This is a genomic window from Sphingomonas endophytica (genome assembly GCF_001476895.1).
Classification (GTDB): Bacteria; Pseudomonadota; Alphaproteobacteria; order Sphingomonadales; family Sphingomonadaceae; genus Sphingomonas; species Sphingomonas endophytica_A.
This window is the reverse complement of the sequence record NZ_LDTB01000027.1, coordinates 13,170-29,582: the sequence shown is the minus strand read 5'-3', so window position 1 is coordinate 29,582 and position 16,413 is coordinate 13,170. Positions and strand designations below refer to the sequence as shown.

The following is a 16,413-nucleotide window of genomic DNA, read 5'->3' as shown; positions in this document are numbered from 1 at the left end:
TAGTTTGTCGCACGTCCGGGCGGGACGGCGGCGGCACCGGGCGGTCGAGACGGGGGGCAATGTTGAGCGGCATCGAGCGCGCGATGGCGATGGCGGTTCGGCTGGCGGCCGGCCCCTCGGCGCATCTGCGCGAGGTGCACGACGACCTGATCGCCACGGTGATTCAGCGGCGCCCCGCCGTCTACATCTCCTGCGCGACGATCATGATCATGAGCGTGACGGCGGCGCTGATCACGCGGCGGCCCTGGGCGTTCGGATGGCTGGCGATCGACGCGTTATTGATTTCCTATCGGCTCTACCTCTCCTTTCGGCACGATAACGGCCGTGACGAACCGGTCGAAGGACGTGCGGCGGTGGTCGGATCGATGTTCGTGCTGTTCGTCATCTTCGGCCTCGGCTGCTCGTTATGCATCGTGAACGGTCCGCCGGTGCTGATGCTGATGGCGATCATCTCCACGCTGGGCATGTTCACCGGGATCGCGTCGCGTTGGGCGGGACTGCCGGGGCTGGCGCTGCTGACGATCGTGCTGGTCGCGCTGCCTGTCTGCGTCGCGACCAGTCGGCATTTCGGCGGCGGCGTCAGCGTCGCCGCTGTGCAGTTCGCGATGGTGGCGGTGGTGACGGCCACCCAGATGATCCAGAACCACCGCATGCTGGTACGGATGATCCTGGCGGAACAGCAGAATGCGCTGCTCGCGCGTTCCGATGCGCTTACCGGCCTCGGCAACCGCGTGCGATTGCGTGAGGACATGGAGCGGCTCTTCAGGCCCGGCCGCCGCCGGTGGCCCGTCGCGGTCATGTATCTCGACCTCGATGGCTTCAAGGGCTTCAACGATCGCCACGGCCACGATGCCGGGGATGCTCTGCTGAGACAGGTCGGGATCGCGATCCGAGACGAGGCGAAGGGGGCGAGCGTCTATCGCATGGGCGGCGACGAGTTCGTCGTGGTGTGCAGCCGGCATGAGGAAGCGGCGGTCGTGCCGCTGGCACGGCGCATCATCGACACGGTGTCGACCGTGCGGCTCGACGGGGTGGAGGCCGCTTCCTGTGTGGCGGCCAGCGTCGGTGTCGCTCTCGCACGACATGCGGACGAACCGGCTTCGGTACTCGCCCGCGCCGACGAGGCGATGTATGCGGCGAAGCGCGCCGGCAAGGCCCGGTGCCATATGGCAGCCATCGGCGACGCGGCCGGATCGATTGCCGCGTAAAGCACCTCAGCGGTGCGGCGCTTCCTGTCCCTCGTTCTCGGGCAGAAGCGTCCAGCCATGGGCGCCAAGCACCTCCAGCGGGCGATAGCGTGTCTTGTAGGCCATGCGGGCCGACCCTTTCACCCAATATCCCAGGTAGATGTACGGCAGCCCCGCCTCGCGGGCGCGTGCGATATGGTCGAGAATGATGAAATTGCCGAGCCCCGGTCGCGCATCCTGATCGGTATCGAAGAAGCTGTAGACCATCGACAGGCCGTCGGCCTGCCGGTCGGTCAGGCAGCATCCCACCAGCCGCCCGGGGCGTCCGTTCGCCTCGGGCGGCTCGCGATACTCCACGATCACCGAATTGACCGGCGATTGCTCCACCATGTCGGCGAAGTCGCCTTCATCCATTGCCGCCATCCCGCCGCCGGGATGACGGGCCGACAGATAGTGACGCATCACGCCATATTGCTCGTCGGTCGCCCAGGGGCGGCACGCCGTCGCCTCCAGGTCGGCGTGGCGGCGCATCAGCTTGCGCTGCGTCGCATTCGGCTCAAACTCGCTGGCCCGCACCCGCACCGACACGCAGGCCGCGCATCCGGCGCAGCTCGGGCGGTAGGCGACCGATTGGCTGCGGCGGAAACCGATCCGGCCCAGCGCGTCGTTCAGCTCGGTGGCGTTGGGGCCCGACAATTCGGTGAACACCTTCCGCTCCTGCCGGCCCGGCAGATACGGGCACGGCTGCGGACTGGTGACGAAGAAGCGCGGAAAGCGGAATGGTGCCGTCACGCTGCCCGAACCTTCCCGACACCTCTCATGTCACGCCCCAAGACAGTCGAAGCGGTCATATGAGAGCTTGGGCGCCCCATGAAAAGCCGCTTTGCGATCCGTGCCGCCTCGTGGCGGGACGGGCTATGCCAGTTCGACGGGGCTGACATCATACCCCGCCTCGCGCAGCGCGGCCATCAGCCGGTCGAGATGCGCCCGGTCGCGCGCTTCGCACTCGATGTCGGTGATGAGGCCCTTGGCCGGTAGCGTGGTGAAGACGCGCTGGTGATAGATTTCGATGATGTTGACGCGCTCGCGATCGAACACGCGCATGACGTTGTAGAGCGCGCCCGGCTGATCCTGCAGCCGCAGCCGCAGCCGCGCCAGCCGCCCGGAGCGCGCCAGATCGCGCAACAGCACGTTGGCGAGCAACCGCGTATCGATGTTGCCGCCGCACAGCACGACGCCGACGGTCTTGCCCCGGAACCGTTCCGGGTGCGCGAGCAGCGCGGCCAGCCCCGCCGCGCCGGCACCCTCGACCACGGTCTTCTCGATCTGGAGCAGCAGGCTGACCGCTTCCTCCAGCGCCCGTTCGGACACCAGCACGATATCGTCGACCAGGTCGCGGACCATCCGCGCGGTGATGCCGCCGGGTTCCTTGACCGCGATGCCCTCCGCCAGCGTGTCGCCCGCGCATGGCATGTCGGTGCCGTTGATGCGGTTGTACATCGACGGGTACAGTTCGGCCTCGACCCCGACGACCTCGATCGCGTGATCGGCGGCGCGCGCCACCGTCGCCATGCCCGAGATCAGCCCACCGCCGCCGATCGGCACCACCAGCATGTCGATCTCGGGGTGATCCTCCAGCATCTCCAGCGCGACGGTGCCTTGTCCCGCGATCACGCGCACATCGTCGAAGGGCGGCACGAAGGTGAAACCGCGCTCCGCCTCCAGAACGCGGGCGTGCGCCAGCGCGGCGTCGAAGGTATCGCCCTCAAGGATCACGGTCGCGCCGTGCCCCTGCGTCTGCACCACCTTCACCACCGGGGTATTGCGCGGCATCACGATCGTCGCGGGCACGCCCAGCCGGTTCGCATGATAGGCCAGCCCCTGCGCATGGTTGCCGGCCGAGGCGGCGATCACGCCCATGGCGCGTGCCTCCGGCGACAGTTGCAGCAAGGTGTTCAGCGCGCCGCGTTCCTTGTAGGCGGCGGTGAATTGCAGGTTTTCGAACTTCAGGTACACGGTTGCGCCGGTCATCGCGGACAATGTGTGGCTGATCAGCGTCGGGGTCCGCACGATCGCATCGGCAATCCGCATGTGCGCGGCGCGAACGTCGGCGATCGAGACGGGCTGTTCGGATACGGGTGCGAGCTGGGTTGCCATGACCGGCGACGTAGCGGATCGGGCGCGCGAAAGGAACACCCGCGCAGGTCCATGGCGCGTGACGGGTCATCAACGATGAGACGGTGGCATTCATCGGAACGGGCGTGATGAGCGCGCCGATGACGAGGCGCGCGCGCCGAAGGTTATCGAGCGACGAACATCGCGCGCCATTCGGGCCTGACGATGCGCAGCAGGGCGGGGGTGACGGGGAGCGTTATCTCGTACATTCCCTCGGCGTACGACCCCGCGACATATTGCCCGGCGATCAACCCGATCCGGTCGATTGCGCGGGCGTCGGTGGAGCCCAGCAGCAGCGTCAGCTTGTCGACCGTGGGGCAGGGGAAGATGTCGTCGTCGGCAATGTCGCCGCCCAGCCGCTTCACGCGCGCGGCCTTCAGTTTCTCGCACCATGTTTTGCCGAGCAGGTCCTGCAAGGCGCCGTCCGATACGAACATCGCGCGCGGCGCCACGCGCCTCGCCCGTGCCTTGTCCCACACCACGCTGTCGATCACGGTGCCGCCGTGCGCGCCGCCGGTGTAGCGATAGCTTTCGACCGACAGGCTGAGCAGACGCGGCGTATCGGTGACGACCTTCCATTCGGTCGTCGCGTCATGCTGGCGGAACGGGAAGCCGCTTTTCGTCGCTTCGCGCCGGTCGGCTGTGGCGTCGCGGAGTGCCTTGGTGCGGAGCGCGGAGCGTTGCGCGTCGAGCCAGCGGCGCAGCGGCGCGATCCGCGCGGCGGCGGCGGGGTAGGTGTAGCTGAAATCGAGCGCGGGGGTCTTTTGCGTGACCGTGACCGAAGCGGGTGAGCGTGGCGCGGCCACCGCCGGAAGCGCCGCCAGTATCGCCACGCCGATCAACCAGGTCCGCATCGCTCTCCACCCTCGCCAAAAACGCTTTGTCCCCATATGGCAGGCGACATGAACGGACGCCAACTTCGCCGCGCTTCGGGCGCGCTTGCCGGTTTCTCGCTGCTGCTCGCCGGTGGCGCGGGGGCCGATGCGCTGATCGACAATGTTACCGGCATGACGCTGAACCGCGACGGCCAGGTGGTGCGGTTCAAGGCGATGGTGATCGACGCGCAGGGCAAGGTCGTGCGCCTGATCGCCCCCGACGAGCAGCCGCCCAAGCCGACCAAGAAGAACCCCGGCCCGCGGTATGACTGGCGTGCGGACATGAAGGGGCGCGTGCTGGTGCCCGGCATGATCGACGCGCACGGGCATGTGATCGAGCTGGGGCTGGCGGCGATGACGCTCGACCTGTCCGATACGCGCTCGCTGGCGGAGGCGAAGGCGAAGATCGCGGAGTATGCGCGCGCCAACCCGGAGCGGCAGTGGATCATCGGGCGCGGCTGGAACCAGGAGGCGTGGGGGCTGGGACGTTTCCCGACCGCCGCCGATCTCGACGCGGTGGTGAGCGACCGGCCGGTGTGGCTGGCGCGCGCCGATGGCCATGCGGGCTGGGGCAATTCGTTGGCGTTCAAGGCCGCCGGGGTGACCGCCGCAACCACCGCGCCATCGGGCGGGCGGGTCGAAAAGCCGCTGGGCGTGCTGGTCGATCGCGCGACCGAGCTGGTCGAGCGCGTGGTGCCGAAGGTCAGCCCGAAGGATCGGACCGCCGCCTTCCTGAAGGCGCAGCAGATCCTGTTGGGGTACGGCGTGACGGCGGTGTCCGACATGGGGACCAGTATCGACGACTGGATGACCTATCGCCGGATGGGCGACATCGGCGCGCTGCGCGTGCGGATCATGTCGTACGGCATGGGGATCGATACGACGGTGACGATCGGCGGGACCGGGCCGACGCCGTGGCTATACGACGACCGGCTGCGGCTGGAGGGCGTGAAGCTGTATGCCGACGGGGCGCTGGGGTCGCGGGGCGCGTGGCTGAAGGCCGATTATGCCGATGCGCCGGGGCAGCGCGGGCTGGGCTTCCTCTCCGACGACCAGTTGCAGAACATCATGAGCCGCGCCGCAATGGACGGCTATCAGGTGGCCGTCCATGCGATCGGCGACCGCGCCGACAAGCAAGTGCTGGACGCGATTTCCGAGCTGTCGCAGACGTACAAGGGCGACCGGCGCTGGCGGATCGAACATGCGCAGATCGTCGATCCCGCCGACATGGCGTCGTTCGGGAAGCTGGGCATCATCGCCTCGATGCAGCCGACCCACCAGACCAGCGACCGCGTGATGGCGGAAGCGCGGCTGGGGCCGGCGCGGCTGGGCGGAGCCTATGCCTGGCGGACGCTGCTGGACGACGGCGCGAAGCTGGCGTTCGGGTCCGACTTCCCCGTCGAGAAGCCGGATCCATGGGCCGGCTGGGCGGCGGCGTTCACGCGGATGGATGCCGGGGGGCAGCCGGTCGGCGGCTGGCACCCCGAACAGGCGGTGACGCGTGAACAGGCGTGGTGGGGCTTTACCGGCGGCGCGAGCTATGCCAGCTTTGCCGAGCAGAAGTTCGGCATCCTCGCGCCGGGGCAGCGGGCCGACTTCCTGTTGCTGGATCGCGATCCGCTGGCGGCGACGCCTGCGGACCTGCGCCAGACCAAGGTGCTGGAGACGTGGATCGGCGGCACGCGGGCGTGGGCGCGCAAATAGCCGCCGATCCGGGGCTGGATCAGAACTCCGACCAGTCTTCCTGCACCGAGACGGCGGCCGCCGTGCCCCGGCTGCGTGCATTGGCGGCGATCCGGGCGCCCGCCTGCGCGGCGCGCGCCTGAAGCTGATGGACCGTCGTCGGCGCCGGCGCGGGTGAGCGCGACCCGCCGTGCGCCGCGAGCCGGAAGCGGGCGACCTCGCGCGCCATGGCGTCGGTTTCGGTGGCCAGGCTGCGCGCGGCGGCGGTCGCTTCCTCGACCATCGCGGCATTCTGCTGCGTCACGCCGTCCATCTCCGACACGGCGGTGTTGACCTGTTGCAGCCCGGTCGCCTGCTGATCCGCGGCTGCGGCGATCTCGCTGACCAGCGCGTTGATCTCGCCGATCCGGCCGGTGATGCGTTGCAGCGCCGCGCCCGTCTCCGCGACGAGTTCCACGCCCATGTCGACCTGGTCGGTTGAGGCGGTGATCTTCGCCTTGACGTCCTTGGCGGCGTCGGCGGAGCGTTGCGCCAGCGCGCGCACCTCGCTCGCCACGACCGCGAAACCCTTGCCCGCGTCGCCGGCGCGCGCCGCCTCGACACCGGCGTTCAGCGCCAGCAGGTTGGTCTGGAAGGCGATGCCGTCGATCACCGCGATGATCTCGCTGATCTCGCCCGAGGACCGCTCGATGCCGTTCATCGCCTCCACCGCGCGGCGGACGACGTCACCCGACGCCTCCGCATCCTGCCGCGTCGCGCCGACGACGGCGTTCGCCCGCGTGGCGTTCTCGGCGGTCTGGCGGACGGTGGCGGTGATCTGGTGCATCGCGGCGGCGGTTTCCTCCAGCGAGGCGGCCTGCTGCTCGGTGCGCTGCGACAGGTCGTCCGACGCCTGACGGATGTCGTTCGCGCCATTGGTGATACCGGTCGCGCTGGCCGATACCGCGCTCATCGCGTTCGACACCGCGACCATCGCCTCGTTGAAATCGCTCTTGAGCTTGGCGAACGGCCCCACGAGTTCGGCCTCGATCCGTGCGGTCAGGTCGCCCTGCGCCAGCGCGTGCAGCCCGCGTCCGACGCTGTCGACGATCAGCGCGGTCTGTTCCTGCTTCGCGCGTTCGGCCGTGGAAAGCTGGTCGCGGAACAGCACCATCGCTTTGGCCAGGTCGCCGACCTCGTCGCCGCGTTCCTCCACGTCCACACGCGCGTTCAGGTCACCCGCCGCCAGCCTGCTCATGGTGCCCGTCATCGCCTTGATCGGCACTGCGATGCCGCGGATCAGCATGGTCAGCAACATGCCCGCGACCGCCAGCGCCGCCAGAACGACCGCGATCGACAGGATGCGCGAAAAGCTGTAGAGATCGGAGGCTGCGTCCATCTCCTGTTCCATCAGTTCGACCTGGATGTTCTGCATCTTGACGACCATCGCGTTCGCCTCTTCGAACAGCGGGCGGGTCGTGCGGAAATGCTCCGAGGCCTGATCGTTCAAATTGCGCGCGCCAAGCTGTCGCGTCACCATCGATTCGGTGGCGAATTTCTTCCAGTCCCTGCGGAAGCGGGTGAAGATCTCTCGTGCCGTCGGGTTGGAAAGGGCCTTGTCGAGGAAGGCGCTGTTCTTTTCGATGATCGCCAATCGTTCGGTGGCCTGCGTTTCCGATTCGCGGATCTTGGAGGCATCGAGTGCGATGATGGTCGTCGCCTCGGCGAGGCGGTAGTCCGAGGCGGCGGTATTGATGTTGGCGATCGCCACCAGCTTGTCGCGTCGATCCTTGCCAAGCACCTCGGTGGCCTTGTTCAGTCGCGCCTGAGTCCACATCGACATGCCGGCCATGCCCATCAGGGCGAGCGCCAGGACCCCAAAGGCCAGCAGCAGTTTTCGACCGATCGCAAGGTTCTTCATCGTCACGACTTTCACGGAAGGCAATCGTGTCGTCTTACGATCAGTGATTTTCGATCAAGTTAACCAGCGAAGCATTTTACATCACGCGATAGGGGACGACGCCACGCACGTCGGATTCCACCGTTATCGCGCGGTCGGTCGGGGGGAAGGCGCGCTGGTCACAGTCGCCGCGCGGGCACAAGCGGCAACTGATCCCGATCGGTGTAGCGGTGCGCGTATCGACCGTATCGGCATAGACGAAGTCCGCGGCATGCGTCGCCTCACATCCCAGGACCACCGCATACCGGCGCGGGGCGCGCGCGAATCGCCCCGACGGCTTCACCAATCCCTTCGCCATCGAAACATAGCGGACGCCGTCGGGGGTCTCCGCATGTTGCACCAGAATCCGGTCCGGGATCGCGACCGCCTCATGGACATGCCATAGCGGGCAGGCACCGCCGAACCGCGCGAATTGCAAACGGGTGGCGGAGTGCCGCTTGGTGATGTTGCCGGCCATGTCGACACGGCAGAAGTAGAAGGGGACGCCCTCCGCACCGCGACGTTGCAACGTCGATAGCCGGTGACAGGCTTGCTCGAAGCTGGCGCCGAAGCGGCGCGAGAGGCGGTCGATGTCGTGTCTTACAGTACGCGCGGTGTAACGAAACGCGGCGTAGGGCATCAACATCGCGCCGGCCGTGTAATTGGCGAGCCCGATGGCGAGCAGGCGCCGTGCCTCGGGCTGGACAAGGCCCGACTCCGCGACGATCGCCGCGATCGCATCGGCGAAGGCAAGCGCTGCCAGGCGGTTGGCGATCAGGAAACGACGGCTCTCCGGCGGCAGCGCGGCGTTCAGGCGCAACTCGCGTCCATCGAAGCGTGCAAGCGGCGCATCCTCATGGATCTCGGCGACGATGGCGACGCCGCGTTCGGCAAGTCCCCCGGCCAGCCGCGCATCGATGTCGCCCGCCGAGCCGGCCCATGCTTCCGCCGCGCGGTCGAGCCGGTCGATGTAATTGCCCGCCTCGTGGAACCAGTCGCGCACCGCCTCCCATGGTAGCCGCGCGCCTACCCCGGCGGTCATCGCTTCCTCTGCCAGGGCGACGCGCTCCTCCGCGGCGCGCTTTGCCTCGTGGAGCGCGATCAGGCGGTCGGCCAGCGCGGGTTGTTCTTCGGCCAGTCGCGCGATGTCTTCGGCGGGCAATGGCGCGACCGCCGGGTCGGCGAGCGCGTGGCCCAGCGCGACGAGGCGACGGGCCGGTGCCTCGCCCTCGATATCGGCGAGCGCCGCCGGGAAATGACGCGCCAGTGCGGCCGTGACGGCGGCGGTCAGCGGGCGTTCGTCGCCTTCGAGCTGCGACAAGTAACTGACCGACAGGCCGAGCCGCGCCGCCATCGCACGCTGGTTGAGCTGCGCGGCCACACGCAGACGGCGGAGTTGCACCCCGGCGTAGCGGCGGGATTTCACCACCTTGGCTTCACCCGTCGCGAGGCGGCGATGGCGTTCGTGGTACTGAACCCCGGCCTTCGCCAGGGTGACGGTGGAGCACAGAGCATTCGATAATCTATGCGTTCCACGTAAGTTCGCAAGTCTATCCTTCGCAAGTTCGCAACTTCACATTTGCGCCTGCGGCCTCGGGCATGCACAACCCGGCCCCAAGTCCGGGAGAGAAGCATGTCATCGACGATCGCCGAACTGGAGAGCCGCCGCGCCGCCGCCCGTGCCGGGGGCGGCTCGAAGCGGATCGACGCGCAGCACGCCAAGGGCAAGCTGACCGCGCGCGAACGGCTCGACGTGTTGCTCGACGAGGGGAGTTTCGAGGAACTCGACATGTTCGTCGAGCACAATTGCGTCGATTTCGGGATGACCGAGCAGGTCGTGCCGGGCGACGGGGTGGTGACCGGATCGGGGACGATCAACGGGCGGCTGGTGTTCGTCTTCTCGCAGGACTTCACCGTTTTCGGCGGGTCGCTGTCCGAACGGCATGCGCAGAAGATCTGCAAGATCATGGATATGGCGCTGAAGGTCGGTGCGCCGGTGATCGGGCTGAACGATTCGGGCGGCGCGCGCATCCAGGAGGGCGTGGCGTCGCTGGGCGGCTATGCCGAGGTGTTCCAGCGTAACGTGCTGGCAAGCGGCGTCGTGCCGCAGTTGAGCCTCATCATGGGGCCGTGCGCGGGCGGGGCGGTCTATTCGCCGGCCATGACCGACTTCATCTTCATGGTAAAGGATTCGAGCTATATGTTCGTCACCGGCCCCGACGTGGTGAAGACGGTGACCAACGAGGTCGTCACGCAGGAAGCCCTGGGCGGCGCGGTGACGCACACGACGAAGACCAGCGTCGCCGATGTCGCGTTCGACAATGATATCGAGGCGCTGCTGGCGGCGCGCGACTTCATCGACTTCCTGCCCGCGTCTAACCGGGAAGGCGTGCCGAAGCGGCCGACCGACGATCCGTGGGATCGGGTGGAGAATAGCCTCGACACGCTGATCCCCGCCAACGCCAACCAACCGTACGACATGCACGAGTTGATCGCGAAGGTGGTCGACGAGGGCGATTTCTTCGAGATCCAGCCCGCGCACGGCGGCAACATCATCTGCGGCTTCGGGCGGATCGAGGGGCGGACGGTCGGTGTAGTCGCCAACCAGCCGCTGGTGCTGGCCGGCGTGCTGGACATCAATTCGAGCCGCAAGGCGGCGCGGTTCGTGCGCTTCTGTGATGCGTTCGAGATTCCGATCGTGACCTTCGTCGACGTTCCCGGCTTCCTGCCCGGCACCGCGCAGGAGCATAACGGCATCATCAAGCACGGTGCGAAACTGCTGTTCGCCTATGCCGAGGCGACGGTGCCGAAGATCACGGTCATCACGCGCAAGGCCTATGGCGGGGCGTATGACGTGATGGCGTCCAAGCATCTGCGCGGCGATTTGAACTATGCTTGGCCGACCGCCGAGATCGCGGTGATGGGGGCGAAGGGGGCGGTGGAGATCATCTTCCGTGGCCGCACGCCGGAGGAGATTGCCGAGCGCACCGCCGAATATGAGGCGCGCTTCGCCAACCCGTTCGTCGCGGCGAGCAAGGGGTTTATCGACGAGGTGATCCAGCCGCATTCAACGCGGCGGCGGATCGCGCTGGGGCTGCGGAAGCTACGCCACAAGGCGCTGGAGAATCCGTGGAAGAAGCATGACAATATTCCGTTGTGAGGCGCGTCGTCATTGCGAGCGGAGCGAAGCAATCCAGGGCAGCGCGCGAAACACTGGATTGCTTCGCCACGCTCGCAATGACGGGCGGGGGCGGACGTGAAACAGCCTGCGGTCTATATCATGGCGAACCGACGGAACGGGACGCTCTATGTCGGGGTGACATCGAACCTCGCCCAGCGTGTCTGGCAGCATCGCGAGGGCGTCGCGGATGGGTTCACGCAGCGATACGGTTGCAAAATGCTGGTCTGGTTCGAGGTGGGGGACACGATGGAGGTCGCGATCGTGCGTGAGAAGCAGATCAAGGGCGGATCGCGGGCTAGGAAGGTCTCGTTGATCGAGGCGATGGATCCGGGGTGGAATGATCTCTTCGGGTAGATTGCACATGGATAGCAAGATGACACACCATTCGTCCGTCATTGCGAGCGTAGCGAAGCAATCCAGTGTTACGCGCGCCTCCCTGGATTGCTTCGCTCCGCTCGCAATGACGGGACGGGCGTGGTGATGTTGGGCCGTCTCAACCATGTCGGTATTGCCACGCCCTCGATCGCGCGGTCGATCGAGACGTACAAGACGTTGCTCGGCGCGGACGTCATCGGCGTGCCGTTCGACCTCCCCGCGCAGGGCGTGAAGGTGTGTTTCATCGATGCACCCAATACGCAGATCGAGTTGATCGAGCCGTATGACGACGCCTCGCCGATCGCGGGGTTCCTGAAGAAGAACCCGGCGGGCGGGCAGCATCATGTCTGTTTCGAGGTGCCCGATATCCACGCCGCCGTGGCGGACATGAAGGCCAAGGGCGCGACGATCCTGGGCGAACCGCGCACGGGGGCGCACGGGACGCCGATCGTCTTCGTCCATCCGCGCGACATGGGCGGGGTGCTGGTCGAACTGATGGAAACGCCGCAGGAGGGCGCACATTGAGCTACGAGACGATCACGTTCGACCTGACCGACCGCGTCGCGACGCTGGCGATCGACCGGCCGACGCGGATGAATGCGCTGACGCCGCGCGTCTTTGCCGAACTGACCGCCGCGATCGATGACGCGCTGGCGCAGGGCGCGCGCGCGATCGTGCTGACGGGGACGGGCGCGGCCTTCTGTTCGGGCGCGGACCTGATCGGGGATGGCGGCGAGAAACTGCCCGACGACCTCGGCCTGACGCTGGACGCCAGCTACAATCCGTTCGTGCGCAAGGTCGCCGCGCTCGACGTGCCGTTCCTGACCGCGATCAACGGGCCCGCCGTCGGCGCGGGGCTGGGGCTGGCGTTGCTGGGCGATATCAGCGTGATGGGGCGATCGGCCTATCTGTTGCTGGCGTTCGTCAACATCGGGCTGGTGCCCGATGCGGGTGCGACATGGCTGGTCGCCAAGGGCGTCGGGCGGGCCAAGGCGCTGGAGATGGCGTTGCTGGGCGAAAAGGTCGGCGCGGACGAGGCGCATGGCGCGGGGCTGGTGACGCGGATCGCCGATGACGGGATGGTGCTGCACGAGGCGCAGCGGTTGGCGGCGAAGCTGGCGGCGGGGCCGTCGGTGGCGATCGGGATGATCCGCAAGCAGGTCGCCGCCGCGCTGTCGATGGACCTCGAGCAATCGCTGGCGGTCGAGCGCGAGAACCAGACGCGCGCGGGCTATACCCGCGACTTCGCCGAGGCGGTGCAGGCGTTCGGCGAGAAGCGGAAACCCGTGTTCGAGGGTCGCTGACCCATGACCGAAGAGCGCAACATCGGCGAGGATAGCGGCGCGGCGGCGGGGGCGGGCACGCCCGCGCCGACCGGCACCGAAAGCTGGGCGGCGGCGGCGGCGAAGGAGGTCAAGGGGCGCGACCTGACGTGGGCGACGCCCGAGGGGATCGACGTCAAGCCGCTCTATACCGCTGCCGATGTCGCGGGCTGGGACCCCGGCCTGCCCGGTTTCGCGCCGTTCGCGCGCGGGGTGCGCGCCTCGATGTATGCCGGGCGGCCGTGGACGATCCGGCAATATGCGGGCTTTTCGACCGCCGAGGCGTCGAACGCCTTCTACCACCGCAACCTGAAGGCGGGGCAGAAGGGGCTGTCGGTCGCGTTCGATCTGGCGACGCATCGCGGGTATGACAGCGACCATCCACGCGTGACCGGCGACGTCGGCAAGGCGGGCGTGGCGATCGACAGTGTCGAGGACATGAAGATCCTGTTCGACGGCATCCCGCTCGACCAGATGTCGGTCAGCATGACGATGAACGGCGCGGTGATCCCGATCCTCGCCTTCTTCATCGTCGCGGGTGAGGAACAGGGCGTCGAGCGCAAGTTGCTCGACGGGACCATTCAGAACGACATCCTGAAGGAGTTCATGGTCCGCAACACCTATATTTACCCGCCCGAACCGTCGATGCGGATCATCTCCGACATCTTCGCCTATACATCGGCAGAGATGCCGAAGTTCAACAGCATCTCGATCTCCGGCTATCACATGCAGGAGGCCGGGGCGACGCAGGTGCAGGAATTGGCCTTCACCATCGCCGACGGCATGGAATATGTGAAATACGGCGTCGCGTCGGGCCTGGATATCGACAAGTTCGCGGGGCGGCTCAGCTTCTTCTTCGCGATCGGCATGAACTTCTTCATGGAGATCGCCAAGCTGCGCGCGGCGCGCGTGCTGTGGCACCGGGTGATGACGCAACTGGGCGCCAAGGACGAGCGGAGCAAGATGCTGCGCACGCACTGCCAGACCAGCGGCGTCTCGCTGACCGAGCAGGACCCGTACAACAATGTCATGCGCACCACGATCGAGGCGATGGCGGCGATGCTGGGCGGCACGCAGTCGTTGCACACCAATGCGCTGGACGAGGCGATCGCACTGCCGACCGACTTCTCCGCCCGGATTGCGCGCAATACGCAGCTGGTGATCCAGGAAGAGACGGGGATGTGCAACGTCGTCGATCCGCTGGGCGGCAGCTATTATGTCGAGGCGCTGACGAAGCGGCTGGTCGACGAGGCGTGGGCGATCATCGAGCGCGTCGAGCGCGAGGGCGGGATGGCCAAGGCGGTCGCGGCGGGCTGGCCCAAGGCGATGATCGAGGAGGCCAGCGCGGCGCGCGCGGCGCGGGTCGATCGCGGCGAGGACGTGATCGTCGGCGTCAACAAATACCGCAAGGAGAATGAGGACCCGATCGAGATCCTCGACGTCGACAATCACGCGGTGCGCGAGGCGCAGGTGCGGCGGATTCAGGCGGTGAAGGCGGCACGCGACGAGGCGGCGTGCCGGGGTGCGCTGGATGCGCTGCGCGAGGGGGCGCGGGGGAATGCGAACCTGCTGGCGCTGGCCGTCGAATGCGCGCGGGCGCGCGCGACGCTGGGCGAGATTTCGGCGGCGATGGAGGATGTGTTCGGCCGCTACGGCACGCAGCCGACGCCGGTGAAGGGCATCTATGGCGGTGCGTACACCGACGACGCGCGCTGGCTGCGGCTGGAGGAGGGCGTCGCGGCGACCGAGCGGCGGCTGGGGCGCAAACCGCGGATGCTGGTTGCGAAGATGGGACAGGACGGACACGATCGCGGCGCCAATCTGGTCAGCAGCATGTTCGGTGACCTGGGGTTCGAGATCGTGCCGGGGCCGCTGTTCCAGACGCCCGAGGAAGCGGCGGCTTTGGCCCTGGATAAGGACGTCGACGTGGTCGGGGCGTCCAGTCTGGCGGCGGGGCACAAGACGTTGATCCCGGAGCTGATCGCGCATCTGCGTGACGCGGGGCGGGCGGACATCAAGGTGATCGCGGGCGGGGTGATCCCGGCGCAGGATTATCAGGCGCTGTTCGACGCGGGGGTGCAGGCGATCTTCGGGCCGGGGACGAACCTGATCGCGGCGGCGGAAGAGGTGCTGCGGTTGCTCGGGCACAACATGCCGCCGCAAGGCGAGGCGGCGTGATGCGCCGTGCGGTTCGTCCTTCTTCTTTCTGTCACCCCGGCGAAGGCCGGGGTCCAGTGGCGCGCGGTTCGAGAGATACGGCAGCGTCCCCCAAATGGACCCCGGCCTTCGCCGGGGTGACGGGAGTGGTGGGGGTTATGCTGGTGATGGGGGCGCTGGCGACTCCCGCGATTGCCCAAACCCAGGCCGATCTGACCGCGCAGGCCGGGGCGGACTGGAAGCGTGCCGACGCGGCGATGAACGTTCAGTATCGCACGACGATGGCGTTCATGAAGACGATGGACGGCCATGCGGGCGCCACCAACGGCCCAACGTACCGACAGGCGCTGCTCGCCAGCCAGCGCGCGTGGCTGACATTTCGCGATGCCCAATGCGTCATCCAGGGCTATGGCTATCGCGGCGGCAGCGCCGAGCCGATGGAACGGCTGGCGTGCATGGCGGCGCTGACGCGCGAACGAACGAAGCAATTGAAGGATCTGGTGTGGCAACGGTGACGACCCCCGCGAACGTGCGCAACGACTGGACGCGCGAGGAGATCGCCGCGCTGTTCGACCTGCCGTTCGACGAATTGATGTACCAGGCGCAGACCGTCCACCGCGCGCATCACGCCCCGTCGGAGGTGCAGCTGTGCACCCTGTTGTCGATCAAGACCGGCGGTTGCCCGGAGGATTGCGGCTATTGCTCGCAGTCGGTCGCGGCGGAGAGCGGGGTCAAGGCGACCAAGCTGATGGACGTACAGGCGGTGCTCCAGCGGGCCGCCGAGGCGAAGGACGCCGGGTCGCAGCGTTTCTGCATGGGCGCGGCGTGGCGCAATCCTAAGGACCGCGACATGGACGCGATCATCCAGATGATCGAGGGCGTGCGCGGCATGGGGATGGAGACCTGCATGACGCTGGGGATGCTGACGCCCGAACAGGCGCGGCGGCTGGGCGACGCGGGGCTCGATTACTACAACCACAATATCGACACCTCGCCCGAGCGCTACGGCGACGTCATCACGACGCGGACGTTCGGCGAGCGACTGGATACGTTGGAGAATGTCCGTTCGGCCGGGATCAACGTGTGTTGTGGCGGGATCGTCGGGATGGGCGAGACGCGGGGCGATCGCGTCGGCTTCGTCCATGCGCTGGCCACCCTGCCGCGCCATCCGGAGAGCGTGCCGGTCAATGCGCTGGTGCCGGTAAAGGGCACGGTGCTGGGCGACATGCTGGCCGATACACCGCTGGCGAAGATCGACGACATCGAGTTCGTCCGCACGGTGGCGGTCGCGCGGATCACGATGCCGATGAGCATGGTCCGCCTGTCGGCGGGGCGCGAGAGCATGGGCGAGGCGACGCAGGCGCTGTGTTTCATGGCGGGCGCGAATTCGATCTTCACGGGCGACAAGCTGCTGACCGCGGGCAATCGCGGCGACAGCGCGGATGCCGCGCTGTTCGCGAAACTGGGCGTGCGGCCGATGACGGCGGAAGAGCCGATGCGGGTGTGCGAGGCGGCGGAGTGAATTGCCGTCGCCCCTGCG

At 67.4% G+C, this 16,413-nt stretch carries 14 protein-coding genes; 9 read left to right on the top strand and 5 right to left on the bottom strand.

Annotation, left to right across the window (positions count from 1 at the left end; genetic code table 11):
- The first annotated feature begins 59 nt into the window (after window positions 1-59).
- A complete protein-coding gene (locus NS334_RS09245; RefSeq protein WP_058755688.1) occupies window positions 60-1,208 on the top strand; it encodes a GGDEF domain-containing protein in 1,149 nt (382 codons plus the stop codon).
- A 6-nt stretch (window positions 1,209-1,214) separates the two neighbouring features.
- On the opposite strand, the gene NS334_RS09240 is transcribed toward NS334_RS09245, so the two are convergent.
- The 3 genes from NS334_RS09240 to NS334_RS09230 form a co-directional block, all read right to left on the bottom strand.
- Entirely contained in the window at window positions 1,215-1,979 is a 765-nt protein-coding gene (locus NS334_RS09240) for an arginyltransferase (RefSeq protein ID WP_058755687.1), read from the bottom strand.
- A gap of 123 nt (window positions 1,980-2,102) precedes the next feature.
- Window positions 2,103-3,344 carry a threonine ammonia-lyase gene (locus NS334_RS09235; RefSeq protein ID WP_058755686.1) on the bottom strand — a complete coding sequence of 414 codons (1,242 nt, stop codon included), beginning with the start codon at window positions 3,342-3,344 and terminating at the stop codon, window positions 2,103-2,105.
- 143 nt (window positions 3,345-3,487) lie between these two features.
- Window positions 3,488-4,216, bottom strand: a complete 729-nt coding sequence (locus NS334_RS09230) for a DUF4163 domain-containing protein (protein WP_058755685.1) — start codon at window positions 4,214-4,216, stop codon at window positions 3,488-3,490.
- A 48-nt stretch (window positions 4,217-4,264) separates the two neighbouring features.
- Here NS334_RS09230 and NS334_RS09225 point away from each other — a divergent pair, with 48 nt between their 5' ends.
- Entirely contained in the window at window positions 4,265-5,941 is a 1,677-nt protein-coding gene (locus NS334_RS09225) for an amidohydrolase (protein ID WP_083500368.1), read from the top strand.
- A 19-nt stretch (window positions 5,942-5,960) separates the two neighbouring features.
- Here the strand turns inward: NS334_RS09225 and NS334_RS09220 are convergent, their stop codons facing one another.
- Together NS334_RS09220 and NS334_RS09215 are read right to left on the bottom strand one after the other, a co-directional pair.
- A complete protein-coding gene (locus tag NS334_RS09220; RefSeq protein WP_241491883.1) occupies window positions 5,961-7,835 on the bottom strand; it encodes a methyl-accepting chemotaxis protein in 1,875 nt (624 codons plus the stop codon).
- Window positions 7,836-7,896: 61 nt separating this feature from the next.
- Window positions 7,897-9,267 carry a helix-turn-helix domain-containing protein gene (locus tag NS334_RS09215; protein ID WP_058755683.1) on the bottom strand — a complete coding sequence of 457 codons (1,371 nt, stop codon included), beginning with the start codon at window positions 9,265-9,267 and terminating at the stop codon, window positions 7,897-7,899.
- 204 nt (window positions 9,268-9,471) lie between these two features.
- On the opposite strand from NS334_RS09215, the gene NS334_RS09210 reads away from it, so the two are divergent.
- The 7 genes from NS334_RS09210 to bioB all read left to right on the top strand — a co-directional run bounded on the left by NS334_RS09210 (window position 9,472) and on the right by bioB (window position 16,395).
- Window positions 9,472-10,998: an acyl-CoA carboxylase subunit beta gene (locus tag NS334_RS09210; protein ID WP_058755682.1), complete on the top strand. Its 1,527-nt coding sequence runs from the start codon at window positions 9,472-9,474 to the stop codon at window positions 10,996-10,998.
- Window positions 10,999-11,118: 120 nt separating this feature from the next.
- Complete coding sequence (locus NS334_RS09205) at window positions 11,119-11,373, top strand: GIY-YIG nuclease family protein (protein ID WP_083500367.1); 255 nt, start codon at window positions 11,119-11,121, stop codon at window positions 11,371-11,373.
- Between the two features lie 123 nt (window positions 11,374-11,496).
- The gene (mce, locus tag NS334_RS09200) at window positions 11,497-11,919 is read left to right on the top strand and encodes a methylmalonyl-CoA epimerase (protein ID WP_153002669.1); all 423 of its coding nucleotides are present in this window, start codon (window positions 11,497-11,499) and stop codon (window positions 11,917-11,919) included.
- Window positions 11,916-12,698 (top strand): enoyl-CoA hydratase-related protein, encoded by a 783-nt coding sequence (locus tag NS334_RS09195; protein ID WP_058755680.1) that lies wholly within the window; start codon window positions 11,916-11,918, stop codon window positions 12,696-12,698. The genes mce and NS334_RS09195 overlap by 4 nt, the downstream gene beginning before the upstream one ends.
- A 3-nt stretch (window positions 12,699-12,701) precedes the next feature.
- Complete coding sequence (scpA, locus tag NS334_RS09190) at window positions 12,702-14,894, top strand: methylmalonyl-CoA mutase (RefSeq protein WP_058755679.1); 2,193 nt, start codon at window positions 12,702-12,704, stop codon at window positions 14,892-14,894.
- Between the two features lie 125 nt (window positions 14,895-15,019).
- Window positions 15,020-15,388 carry a lysozyme inhibitor LprI family protein gene (locus NS334_RS19085; RefSeq protein WP_241491882.1) on the top strand — a complete coding sequence of 123 codons (369 nt, stop codon included), beginning with the start codon at window positions 15,020-15,022 and terminating at the stop codon, window positions 15,386-15,388.
- Entirely contained in the window at window positions 15,376-16,395 is a 1,020-nt protein-coding gene (bioB, locus tag NS334_RS09180; protein ID WP_241491881.1) for a biotin synthase BioB, read from the top strand. The genes NS334_RS19085 and bioB overlap by 13 nt, the downstream gene beginning before the upstream one ends.
- The last annotated feature ends 18 nt before the right edge of the window (window positions 16,396-16,413 follow it).